Source organism: Pseudomonas sp. AL10, assembly GCF_029960685.1.
Taxonomy (GTDB): Bacteria; Pseudomonadota; Gammaproteobacteria; order Pseudomonadales; family Pseudomonadaceae; genus Aquipseudomonas; species Aquipseudomonas lactis.
Genome location: NZ_JASBQZ010000007.1, coordinates 31,315 through 42,735, shown reverse-complemented (window position 1 = coordinate 42,735; position 11,421 = coordinate 31,315). Strand labels below are relative to the sequence as shown.

Annotated in this window: 12 protein-coding genes and 1 pseudogene; 3 read left to right on the top strand and 10 right to left on the bottom strand. The window is 59.0% G+C overall.

Going from position 1 to position 11,421, the window contains the following annotated elements:
- Positions 1–134 precede the first annotated feature (134 nt).
- On the bottom strand, positions 135–350 hold the full coding sequence (rpsU, locus tag QK296_RS10025) for a 30S ribosomal protein S21 (protein ID WP_002551877.1): 216 nt from the start codon (positions 348–350) through the stop codon (positions 135–137).
- A 203-nt stretch (positions 351–553) separates the two neighbouring features.
- Between rpsU and tsaD the strand changes: the two genes are divergently transcribed.
- Positions 554–1,579, top strand: a complete 1,026-nt coding sequence (gene tsaD / locus QK296_RS10020; protein ID WP_034133905.1) for a tRNA (adenosine(37)-N6)-threonylcarbamoyltransferase complex transferase subunit TsaD — start codon at positions 554–556, stop codon at positions 1,577–1,579.
- Between the two features lie 31 nt (positions 1,580–1,610).
- Here the strand turns inward: tsaD and plsY are convergent, their stop codons facing one another.
- Positions 1,611–2,180 (bottom strand): glycerol-3-phosphate 1-O-acyltransferase PlsY, encoded by a 570-nt coding sequence (gene plsY / locus QK296_RS10015; protein WP_003194746.1) that lies wholly within the window; start codon positions 2,178–2,180, stop codon positions 1,611–1,613.
- Between the two features lie 74 nt (positions 2,181–2,254).
- Between plsY and folB the strand changes: the two genes are divergently transcribed.
- Both folB and folK read left to right on the top strand, forming a co-directional pair.
- Complete coding sequence (folB, locus tag QK296_RS10010; protein WP_034133904.1) at positions 2,255–2,608, top strand: dihydroneopterin aldolase; 354 nt, start codon at positions 2,255–2,257, stop codon at positions 2,606–2,608.
- On the top strand, positions 2,599–3,117 hold the full coding sequence (gene folK, locus QK296_RS10005) for a 2-amino-4-hydroxy-6-hydroxymethyldihydropteridine diphosphokinase (RefSeq protein WP_282390871.1): 519 nt from the start codon (positions 2,599–2,601) through the stop codon (positions 3,115–3,117). Before folB ends, folK begins: the two co-directional genes overlap by 10 nt.
- A gap of 72 nt (positions 3,118–3,189) precedes the next feature.
- Here folK and QK296_RS10000 read toward each other — a convergent pair whose 3' ends face one another.
- The 8 genes and pseudogenes from QK296_RS10000 to QK296_RS09965 all read right to left on the bottom strand — a co-directional run.
- Positions 3,190–4,422, bottom strand: coding sequence for a multifunctional CCA addition/repair protein (locus QK296_RS10000; RefSeq protein WP_282390870.1), 1,233 nt, complete (start codon positions 4,420–4,422; stop codon positions 3,190–3,192).
- A 63-nt stretch (positions 4,423–4,485) separates the two neighbouring features.
- On the bottom strand, positions 4,486–6,051 hold the full coding sequence (locus tag QK296_RS09995) for a SpoVR family protein (RefSeq protein ID WP_282390869.1): 1,566 nt from the start codon (positions 6,049–6,051) through the stop codon (positions 4,486–4,488).
- Positions 6,048–7,319, bottom strand: a complete 1,272-nt coding sequence (locus QK296_RS09990; protein WP_003194735.1) for a YeaH/YhbH family protein — start codon at positions 7,317–7,319, stop codon at positions 6,048–6,050. The genes QK296_RS09995 and QK296_RS09990 overlap by 4 nt, the downstream gene beginning before the upstream one ends.
- A 113-nt stretch (positions 7,320–7,432) precedes the next feature.
- The gene (locus QK296_RS09985) at positions 7,433–9,355 is read right to left on the bottom strand and encodes a PrkA family serine protein kinase (protein ID WP_003194732.1); all 1,923 of its coding nucleotides are present in this window, start codon (positions 9,353–9,355) and stop codon (positions 7,433–7,435) included.
- 285 nt (positions 9,356–9,640) lie between these two features.
- Positions 9,641–9,970: a thiosulfate sulfurtransferase GlpE gene (gene glpE / locus QK296_RS09980; protein WP_003194730.1), complete on the bottom strand. Its 330-nt coding sequence runs from the start codon at positions 9,968–9,970 to the stop codon at positions 9,641–9,643.
- Positions 9,971–9,979: 9 nt separating this feature from the next.
- Entirely contained in the window at positions 9,980–10,831 is an 852-nt protein-coding gene (locus QK296_RS09975) for a symmetrical bis(5'-nucleosyl)-tetraphosphatase (RefSeq protein WP_003194727.1), read from the bottom strand.
- The gene (gene apaG / locus QK296_RS09970) at positions 10,831–11,211 is read right to left on the bottom strand and encodes a Co2+/Mg2+ efflux protein ApaG (RefSeq protein ID WP_003194726.1); all 381 of its coding nucleotides are present in this window, start codon (positions 11,209–11,211) and stop codon (positions 10,831–10,833) included. Before apaG ends, QK296_RS09975 begins: the two co-directional genes overlap by 1 nt.
- A 101-nt stretch (positions 11,212–11,312) precedes the next feature.
- Positions 11,313–11,405 (bottom strand): annotated as a pseudogene (locus QK296_RS09965) (metal ABC transporter ATP-binding protein); the annotation flags it as partial.
- Between the last annotated feature and the right edge of the window lie 16 nt (positions 11,406–11,421).

The following is an 11,421-nucleotide window of genomic DNA, read 5'->3' as shown; positions in this document are numbered from 1 at the left end:
CCAGCCCTGACGTGTGAAGCAGTGTCTCGGTCGCGTGTGCGGCGTCGACGGTGAAGCATCAAGCGATATCCGCAAATGCCAACAGCCCGGCTGAGGGCCGGGCTTGGCAGAAGCTTGCTACGAACGTCTGTGTATTAGTACAGACGAACGGCGCGGCGCTGTTCGCGCTGAACTTTCTTAGCGTGACGCTTAACAGCGGCTGCTGCTTTGCGCTTACGCTCAGAAGTTGGCTTCTCATAAAATTCGCGGCTACGAACTTCAGCCAGAACACCGGCTTTTTCGCAGGAGCGCTTGAAACGACGCAGAGCTACGTCGAAGGGTTCGTTCTCTTTTACTTTGACGGCTGGCATCCAGAGCTACCTTCTTTCATTACCGGGAATCAACGTTCTCGTCGCAAAAAATTCGCGGCTGAGGTCGTCGGTTTTTAAGGGTTGCGGATGTTAACCCCTCATTGCCCGGAATGCAAAGCCTCTGATCGAAAACCGCTAGTCGGGAGGGGGAGTGGCGACTATTATGCGCGCCTTCGAATTCAGCCTCTACAAGGCGCAAACCCATGCTAGTACTGGGACTTGAAACCTCCTGCGACGAAACCGGAGTCGCACTATACGACAGTGAACGCGGGCTTTTGGCCGATGCACTGTTCAGTCAGATCGACCTGCATCGCGCCTATGGCGGCGTGGTGCCGGAGCTTGCCAGCCGCGATCACGTCAAGCGCATGCTGCCGCTGATCCGCCAGGTGCTGGATGAGGCCGGCTGTGTGGCAACCGAGATCGATGCCATCGCCTACACGGCAGGGCCCGGATTGGTCGGAGCCCTGCTGGTTGGGGCCTCTTGCGCCCAGGCGCTGGCCTTTGCCTGGGGTATTCCTGCCCTTGGCGTGCACCATATGGAAGGCCATTTATTGGCACCCATGCTGGAAAAAACACCGCCAGAGTTCCCGTTCGTCGCTTTGTTGGTTTCGGGGGGGCATACGCAGCTGGTTCAGGTGGATGGGATCGGCCAATACACGCTGTTGGGCGAGTCGCTGGACGATGCTGCCGGCGAAGCGTTCGACAAAACCGCGAAGATGATGGGGCTTAATTATCCTGGCGGTCCGGAAATCGCCCGCCTGGCCGAGAACGGCGTTGCCGGTCGCTATACCTTCCCGCGGCCGATGTGTGATCGTCCCGGCTTGATGTTCAGTTTCAGCGGCTTGAAAACCTCTGCCTTGAACACCTGGCAGCACAGCGTCAGCGCCGGGGACGACGGCCAACAAGCCCGTTGCGACATCGCGCTGGCGTTCCAGCAGGCTGTGGTGGAGACTTTGACCATCAAGTGCAAGCGCGCCCTGAAACAGGCGGGCATGAAGCGGCTGGTGATCGCAGGCGGCGTCAGCGCCAACAAGGCGTTGCGCAGCTCCCTGGAAAAAATGCTCGGCGACATGAATGGCAATGTGTTCTACGCACGCCCTGAGTTCTGCACTGACAACGGCGCGATGATCGCCTACGCCGGTTGCCAGCGCCTGCAGGCCGGACAGCACGAAAGCCTGGCGATCAGCGTGCAGGCGCGCTGGCCGATGGAGCAATTGCCGCCGTTGTAAGGTTCAAGGGCGCCGGGCCCAGGCGGGGTATTTAAAAATGCCGTTCGCGCCCGGCAAACAGGTCGCGTAGATTGCCGCGGTGGCGCCAGACGATCAGCAGTGTCAGCACGCTCATCGGTAGCAGCGCTTCTGGTTCCTGCCAGGCCAGCAGCGGCAGGGTCAGCGGCGTGGCAATCAGCGCGGCCAGCGAGCTGGTGCGGGTGAGGTAGAACGTCAGCAGCCAGGCGAGCATGGCCAGTAACGCCGCAGGGGGGTAAATGCCCAGCAGCATGCCGGCAGCCGTGGCGACGCCCTTGCCGCCGCGAAAGCGGAAGTACAACGGGAACAGGTGACCCAGGACGGCACACAGGCCCACCCAGGCTTGCTGTTGCAAGCTAAGGCCGACGAGGCTGGCGATCAGCACGGGCAGCAGGCCCTTGCAGACGTCGCCCAGCAAGGTCAGGACGGCAAGTTTCTTGCCGGCCAGGCGCAACATATTGGTGGCCCCGGCATTGCCTGAGCCACTCATTCGCGGATCGGGATTTCCCGTCAAGCGGCTGAGCAAAATGGCGAAGGACAGCGAGCCGAGCAGGTAGGCGAGAATCGCCAGTGACCAAAACATGCTAACTATTCCGGGCGAGGACGCCCTGATTCTAACGGGGCATCGCGCCCTTGTCGTGCTGCGGAGAAAAGTGCTTGGACAGAGTGTTTATCGAAGGCCTGGAAGTCGACACCGTAATCGGGGCTTACGACTGGGAGCGCGGCATCCGGCAATGCCTGCGCCTGGACCTGAGCTTCGCCTGGGATAATCGCCCAGCCGCGGCCGGTGACGACCTGACCCTGGCACTGGATTACGCCAGGGTGTCTGCGCGTATCCAGGCTTTTGCCGAGCAGTCCCAGTACCAATTGGTGGAAACCTTCGCCGAACGTCTGGCCGAAATGCTGATGAGTGAATTCCAGATTCCCTGGTTGCACCTCAAGTTGACCAAGCCCGGCGCGGTACCGGCTGCCAAGGGCGTGGGCGTGGAGATCGAGCGCGGATGTCGTTGACTCATGTTTACCTCGGGCTTGGCAGCAATATCGACCGCGAGGCTCGTCTATGTGCCGGCTTGGATGCGTTGGCGGGTTTCTTGACGGATATGCGCTGTTCGGCGGTGTTCGAAAGCCAGCCGGTGGGGATCAAAAGTGGGCCGTTTTTCAATCTGGTGGTGTCGGCTTATACCGACCTGCCGTTGATGGAGTTGGATCGTCGTTTGAAATCCATCGAGGCTGACAATGGCCGCTACGCGCCAGACCGCAAAGGCCTGCCGCTGGATATCGATGTGTTGTTGTATGGCGATCTGGTGGGCGATTTTGATGGCTTGGTCCTACCGCGAGCCGAAATTCTGAAAAACGCCTTTGTGTTGTGGCCGCTGTCGATGATGGCGCCGCAGCGTATGCACCCTGAGGCCGGCAAGACGATGGCCCAGTTGTGGCGAGACGCGCAGATTGATCAGGTGCTGGCACCTGTGGCGTTCGAGTGGCAGGGGCGGCCACTCACGCCACAAGCTCTTTTGTAGGCGCCGAGCTTGCTCGCGAAGAACCTGAGGGCGCTGCGTCATCGTTGAGGTTCTTCGCGAGCAAGCTCGCTCCTACAGGGGCTTTTGCTGTTCCTTGTAGGCTTTAAGCGCTTTGAGTCGTTCACGCTTGAGCGCCTCGCCCAGTTCGGGGCCTTTGAAACCTTTCTCCAACAACGGCGCTACCGGCACTTCGCGTGCAGCCTTTGCCGCTGCGCGCAAGTAATCGGCCTGTGGATAACTGCGTTGCTCAAAACCCTTGCGGCCCCGAGCGTCCATTTCGCAGGCCACCACGAACTCTTCAAAGCGTTGCGGCCGACGGTACACGTCGAAGCTTTGCAGCAACTCCAGCAATGTCGAGGCCTTGAGTTCAAGCGCGCGATGCCCGTGAGTATGATATTGCCCCACCAGCAAGGCCAACTCCTGGCAATCCCTCGGCACCTTGAAACGCTCGTTCACCGCTTTGATCAGCTTCAAGCCGCGATGTTCGTGGGCAATGTGCTGCGGCAACTTATCCACAGGCGTCAGGCCTTTGCCCAGGTCGTGCAGCAGGCAGGCCCAGCGCACGCTCAGCGGTTGCTTGTGCAGGGCTGCTTGCTGCAGCACGCTCAAGGTATGCAAGCCGGTGTCTATTTCCGGGTGGTGAGCTGCGGGCTGCGGCACGCCGAACAGCACGTCCACCTCCGGCATCAAGGTTTTCAGTGCGTCGCAGTCACGCAGTACTTGGATAAATACCTGGGGTTGAGCTTCCATCAGCGCCCGTGAGATTTCCTTCCAGCTGCGCTCGGGGGTAAGGGCCTCCAACTCGCCTGACTCACTGAGTTGGCGCATTAACTCCAAGGTCTCGGGGGCGACTGTGAAGCCAAGAGGCGCATAGCGCGCGGCGAAGCGTGCAACACGCAGCACTCGGAGTGGATCTTCGGCGAACGCAGGAGAAACATGCCGCAAAATACGCGCTTCAAGGTCGCGTTGGCCATAGTAAGGGTCAGTCAGATTACCTTCGTCGTCCTCTGCCATGGCATTGATGGTCAGGTCACGCCGTATAAGGTCTTCTTCCAGTGTAACGTCGGGGCTCGCATGGAATATGAAGCCACCGTAACCCCGGCCATTCTTGCGTTCGGTGCGAGCGAGGGCGTATTCGTCACCGTTCTTCGGGTCGAGAAATACCGGGAAATCGGCGCCCACCGGTTTATAACCCTTGGCGAGCATCTCTTCGGCCGTCGCGCCAACGACGACACGGTCTATATCAGTGACCTCGATGCCCAGAAGGCGATCACGCACGGCGCCGCCGACTTTGTAGATTTTCATGAAAAAGCCTCCATTAGCGGCACAGGATAACGCCTGAGCCTGGCCAATGGAGGCTTTGCTGTTTCAGAGATGAACGACGGCCATGTCCAGGCGGCCGTAGTCGTTGTCGTTATGATCGCTGCGCGGTGGCACATGGTGGGTTTTCATCACCTGGTCGCCCTGCAGGGTTTCCAGATGAATATCAAAACCCCAGAGCCGATGCAGGTGCTTGAGCACTTCCTCAGTGGATTCGCCCAAGGGTTTGCGGTCGTGCTGCTGGTGACGCAAGGTCAGCGAACGGTCTCCACGCACGTCGATGCTGTAGATCTGCACGTTAGGCTCGCGGTTACCCAGGTTGTATTGCGCGGCCAGGGTTTCGCGAATGATGCGGTAGCCGGGTTCGTCGTGGATGGCAGGCACCACCAGGTCATCCTTGAGGTCGTCGTCCAGGATGCTGAACAGCTTGAGGTCGCGAATCACCTGGGGCGACAGGTACTGCAGGATAAAACTCTCATCCTTGAAGCTGCTCATGGCGAACTTGATGGTCGATAGCCAGTCGCTGCCGGCGATTTCCGGGAACCAGCGGCGGTCTTCCTCTGTGGGGTGCTCGCACATACGGCGAATATCGCGGTACATGGCAAAACCCAGCGCATAGGGGTTGATGCCGTTGTAATACGGGCTGTCGAAGCCTGGTTGGAAGACCACGCTGGTGTGGGACGTGAGGAACTCCATCATAAAGCCGTCCGTGACCAGGCCTTCGTCGTACAGGTCGTTCATCAGGGTGTAATGCCAGAAGGTAGCCCAGCCTTCGTTCATCACCTGGGTTTGGCGCTGTGGATAAAAGTATTGCGCGATCTTGCGTACGATGCGCACGATTTCGCGCTGCCAGGGTTCCAGCAGCGGGGCATGCTTTTCCAGGAAATACAGGATGTTTTCCTGCGGTTCGGCGGGGAAGCGTGCATTGTCTTTGTCGCTGTTCTTGTCGGCGCGCTTGGGGATGGTGCGCCACAGGTCGTTGATCTGTTTCTGCAAGTGCTCCTCGCGTTCCTTCTGGCGCAGGCGCTCCTCTTCGGCGGAAATAGGATAGGGGCGCTTATAGCGATCGACCCCGTAATTCATCAGCGTATGGCAGGAGTCCAACAGGTCTTCCACCGCATCGATACCGTGGCGCTCCTCGCACTGCATGATGTATTGCTTGGCGAACACCAGGTAATCAATGATCGAACTGGCATCGGTCCAGGTGCGAAACAAGTAGTTGCCCTTGAAGAAACTGTTATGCCCATAGCAGGCATGGGCCACTACCAGCGCCTGCATGCAGATGGTGTTTTCTTCCATCAGGTACGCGATGCACGGGTCGGAGTTGATCACGATCTCGTAGGCCAGGCCCATCTGGCCGCGTGTGTAGGACTTCTCGGTACTGAGGAAGTGTTTCCCGTAGGACCAATGGTGATAGCCCAGCGGCATGCCCACCGAGGCATAGGCATCCATCATCTGTTCAGCGGTGATGACTTCTATCTGGTTGGGGTAGGTGTCCAGGGCATAACCCGCCGCGATACGGCTGATTTCCCGGTCATAGGCCTGGATCAGTTCGAAGGTCCACTCGGAGCCAGTGGAAATGGGTTGGCGCTTGTTCTCTTTTTTGGCGGTCATGTCACTAACCTGCGCTGGAAGAGTTCACGGAAGACCGGGTAGATATCGCCGGCCGAGACCAGTTGCTGCTGGGCGAACGTGTCGGCAAAGGCTTCGCCGATGCGCTCGTATTCGAACCACAGGGCCTGGTGCTCACGGGGGGTGATTTCGACGTAAGTGTAGTACTGCACGAACGGCATGATCTGGTTGATCAAAATGTCCCGGCAGATCGGCGAGTCGTCGTTCCAGTTATCGCCGTCGGAAGCTTGGGCGGCGTAGATGTTCCACTCGTTGGCGGGGTAGCGCTCAGCCATGATCTCCTGCATCAGCTTCAGTGCACTGGAAACGATGGTGCCGCCGGTTTCCCGCGAGTAGAAAAACTCCTCTTCGTCCACTTCTCGGGCGCTGGTGTGATGGCGGATGAATACTACGTCGATCTTGTCGTAGTTCCGTTTCAGGAACAGGTACAGCAGGATAAAGAAACGCTTGGCGATGTCCTTGGTGGCCTGTGTCATGGAGCCGGAAACGTCCATCAGGCAGAACATCACCGCCTTGGAGCTGGGGTTGGGTTGCTTGACCAGCAGGTTGTACTTCAAGTCAAAGGTATCGAGGAACGGCACGCGGTGAATGCGCGCGCTGAGTTTTTCGATTTCTGCCTCGATTTCCTGGATATCGCCGAAGTTGTCCGGTTCTTCACGCTTCAAACGTGCCAACTCTTCCTTGGCCTGCTTGAGTTTGGCGCGGCTGCTGCCCGACAGGGCGATGCGCCGTGCATGGGCTGAGCGCAGGGTACGGATGATGTTGATGCGCGAAGGGTTGCCCTCGTTGCTGATCCCTGCGCGTACGGTCTTGAAGGTGTCGGTGCCGGTGAGGTTGCGCTTGACCAGGTTGGGCAGTTCCAGGTCTTCGAACATGAATTCGAGGAATTCTTCCTGGGTGATCTGGAAGACGAATTCGTCCATGCCTTCGCCAGAGTTGCCGGCTTTGCCCGGGCCTTTGCCACCGCCACCGCCTTGTGGGCGCTGGATATGTTCGCCGGTGGTAAATTCCTTGTTTCCGGGGTGCACGACGGTCTGTTTGCCGCCGCGACCATGGTGAAGCACCGGTTCGTCGATGTCCCGGCCGGGAATACTGATTTGTTCGCCATGCTCCATGTCGGTGATGGAACGGCGGCTGACGGCCTCTTCTACCGCCTTTTTGATGTGGTCACGGTAACGCCGCAGGAAACGCTGGCGGTTTACCGTGCTTTTGTTCTTGCCATTGAGGCGTCGGTCGATCACATAGCTCATGGGGAGCCCTCCGGGCAGCTTCACGTTACAAGCTTCAAGCCGCGAGCTGGAAGCTTAGAGACAAGCGGTCAACTGCCAGGCCGGATGCCTGGCAGTGTGCGCTTGCCGCTGCCTTACTGTGATTTGCGAACCCGCAGGTACCACTCGGAGAGCAGCCGTACCTGTTTGTCGGTGTAGCCTCGCTCGACCATGCGTGTGACGAAGTCGTTGTGTTTTTGTTGATCCTCCTTGCTGGCCTTGGCGTTGAAGCTGATGACGGGCAGCAGGTCCTCGGTGTTGGAGAACATTTTCTTCTCGATGACCACCCGCAGCTTCTCGTAGCTGAGCCAGGTGGGGTTCTTGCCGTTGTTGTTGGCACGGGCCCGCAGTACGAAGTTGACGATTTCGTTGCGGAAATCCTTCGGATTGCTGATGCCAGCGGGTTTCTCGATCTTTTCCAATTCTTCGTTGAGGGCAACTCGGTTGAGGATTTCGCCGGTTTCCGGGTCGCGGTATTCCTGGTCCTGAATCCAGAAATCGGCGTACAGCACGTAGCGGTCGAAGATGTTCTGGCCGTACTCGCTGTAAGACTCCAGGTAAGCGGTCTGGATTTCCTTGCCGATAAACTCGATGTAGCGCGGCGCCAGGTATTCCTTGAGGAAGCGCAGGTAGCGCTCACGGGTTTCGGCCTGGAACTGCTCCTGTTCAATCTGCTGCTCCAGCACATAGAGCAAGTGCACCGGGTTGGCGGCAATTTCGTGGGGGTCGAAGTTGAAGACCTTGGACAGGATCTTGAACGCAAAGCGGGTCGACAGGCCGTTCATGCCCTCGTCCACACCGGCTGTGTCACGGTACTCCTGGATCGACTTGGCCTTGGGGTCGGTGTCCTTGAGGTTTTCGCCGTCGTAGACGCGCATCTTCGAATAGATGTTCGAGTTTTCCGGCTCCTTGAGGCGCGACAGCACGGTGAACTGGGCAAGCATCTTCAGGGTGTCGGGCGCGCAATGGGCCTTGGCCAGGGAGCTGTTGAACAGCAGTTTGTCGTAAATCTTGATTTCGTCGCTGACCCGCAAGCAGTACGGCACCTTGACGATATAGATACGGTCGATGAAGGCTTCGTTGTTCTTGTTGTTACGGAAGGTATGCCATTCCGATTCGTTGGAGTGGGCCAGCAGGATCCCGGTAAACGGAATCGCTCCCAGGCCTTCGGTACTGTTGTAGTTGCCTTCCTGGGTGGCGGTAAGCAGTGGGTGCAGCACCTTGATCGGCGCCTTGAACATCTCCACGAACTCCATCAAGCCCTGGTTGGCCCGGCACAATGCGCCCGAGTAGCTGTAGGCATCGGCATCGTTTTGTGGGAATTCTTCCAGTTTGCGGATATCGACCTTGCCCACCAGCGCTGAAATGTCCTGGTTGTTTTCATCGCCCGGTTCGGTCTTGGCTACGCCGATCTGGTTGAGGATCGACGGGTAGAGTTTCACCACGCGGAACTGGCTGATATCACCACCGAACTCGGCCAGGCGCTTGGTGGCCCAGGGCGACATGATGGTGTTGAGGTAGCGCCGCGGTATGCCAAAGTCTTCCTCCAGGATCGCGCCATCTTCCGTGGCGTTGAACAGGCCCAGGGGCGACTCGAAGACGGGCGAGCCCTTGATCGCATAGAAGGGCACCTTCTCGATCAATTGCTTGAGCTTTTCCGCCAGGGACGACTTGCCGCCGCCGACCGGGCCGAGCAGATAGAGGATCTGCTTCTTCTCTTCCAGGCCTTGGGCGGCATGGCGGAAGTAGGACACGATCTGGTCGATGCATTCTTCCATCCCATGGAAGTCTTCAAAGGCCGGATAGCGGCGGATCACCTTGTTGGAAAATATCCGCGACAGGCGCGAATTATTGGCGGTTTCCACCAGTTCTGGCTCGCCAATCGCCAGTAGCAGGCGTTCGGCGGCAGAAGCGTAGGTGCTGCGGTCCTGTTTGCACAGCTCGAGATACTCCTGAAGCGTGAGTTCTTCCTGCTGTGTGGACGCGAAGCGTTGTTGGAAGTGGCTAAAAATACTCATGACGTCGTCACCTCGCTCGATACGTGGAGCCGACGCCGGATCAATCAGTCGATGCTGGCAGCCATTGACGCACGCCAATGGCTGTTTTCCCCCCAGAACACCCTGAAACGCTACCGATGACCCGTACGCCGGTGTACCGGCTCTCCCCTGATTCGGATGGCCTGCGCTTAAGGATAGTTCGGAATCCGGGAGGTCAAGGCGCGATGCGTAATTAGTTTGGCTGCGCCGTTCGTCAGAAACGGCGCAAGCCCAAGCGTCACGCGGGGTAGCGGGGTGTGAAAAAAATTATTGCGAATCGCCTGAAGAAATTTCCGCGGGATAGGTCGTACGCCACAGCTCAAACCCGCCGTCCAGGCTGTAGACGTCGCAGAAACCCTGGCTGACCAGATACGCGGCTGCGCTCTGGCTGGAATTACCGTGGTAGCAGGCCACGATCAGCGGGGCATCGAGGTCGGCTGCGCGGATGAAGTCGGCGATGTTGACGTTGTCCAAGTGCTGGGCGCCGGTGATGTGAGCGGCGGCATAAGTAGGCTGGTCGCGGATGTCGACGACTACAGCACCTTGCTCGCGCAGGGCCTGGGCTTGTTCGGGGGGGATACGTTTGAATTCGGTCATGGCGGGCTCCTATGGCTTGGTGGCGGCCGGCTGGGTAATGGAAAGGGGGGATTGGCACTGGCAGTCGAGGCGCTCGCCCGTGTCGATGTTCATCAGGGTCATGGCGCCACCCCACACGCAACCGGTGTCGAGGGCGAACACGCCGGGTTCATCGCACTTGCCTTCCAGCGCGGCCCAGTGGCCAAAGATGATCTTTGTGTCACGGGTCTTGCGTTCCTTGTGGGCGAACCAGGGCTTGTAGCCGGGGAGGGCGGTGTCGGCGCCTTCCTTGCTCTTGAGGTCCAGTTTGCCTTCGGCCGTACAGAAGCGCATCCGCGTGAAGTAGTTGGTGATGACTCGCAGGCGGGCCACGCCCGTGAGGTCGTTGTCCCACTTCACCGGATCGTTGCCGTACATGCCGTCGAGGTAAGCGGTGTACAGGTTGTCATCGGCCAACGCACTTTCAACTTCGGCGGCGCACTTGAGGGCTTTTTTCAGCGTCCACTGCGGCGGGATACCGGCATGCACCAAGGCCATGTTGCGGTCCTCGTCATAGTGCATGAGTTTTTGCCGGCGCAGCCAGTCGAGCAGTTGAGCGCGGTCCGGGGCGTCGAGGATTTCCCGCAGGGTGTCGCCTTTTTTGAGGCGCTCGATGTTGTTGCCGGCCGCAAGCAAGTGCAGGTCATGGTTGCCCAGCACGCATACCAAAGAATCACGCAGGCTATAGAGGTAGCGCAGGGTTTCCAGGGACTGTGGGCCGCGGTTGACCAGGTCGCCCACCAACCACAAGCGATCATTTGCCGGGTCGAAGGCTGCGCGCTCCAGAAGGCGCTTGAGAGGGTCCAGGCAGCCTTGCAGATCGCCGACCGCGTACGTCGCCATCAGTGCAGGGCTCCGGGCACGGCCAGGCGGAAGGGCTTGATGATTGCATCGAACAGTTGGCCGTCGGTGGCCTTCATCTGATACGAGCCTTGCATGGTGCCGACCTTGGAGGTCATCACCGTGCCGCTGCTATAAGTGTGGCTGGCGCCGCTGTCGATCAACGGCTGCTGGCCGACAACGCCTGCCCCGCGCACTTCCTCGACCTGGCCGTCGCCATCGGTGATGACCCAGTGGCGCGACAGCAGCTTGGCCGGCACCAGCCCGTTGTTCTTCACTGTAATGGTGTAGGCAAAGGCGAAGCGGTTATGTTCGGGTTGCGATTGGTCCGCCAGGAAGCGGGTGACGACGCTGACGTCGATCTGATAACGAGGATCGGACATGCAAGAGGCCTTAAAAGCGAAGGACAGCAGATGCGGGTCAGTCTAGGCCAAGAGGAGGGCACTAGGCCAGACATGCTGTCTGGGCTCTTGAAACGCGGTTAAACCTGTGGGAGCGGGCTTGCTCGCGAATGCGGTGTATCAGTTGACGAAAATGTTGACTGACACACCGCATTCGCGAGCAAGCCCGCTCCCACATTGGAGGGTGTTGAA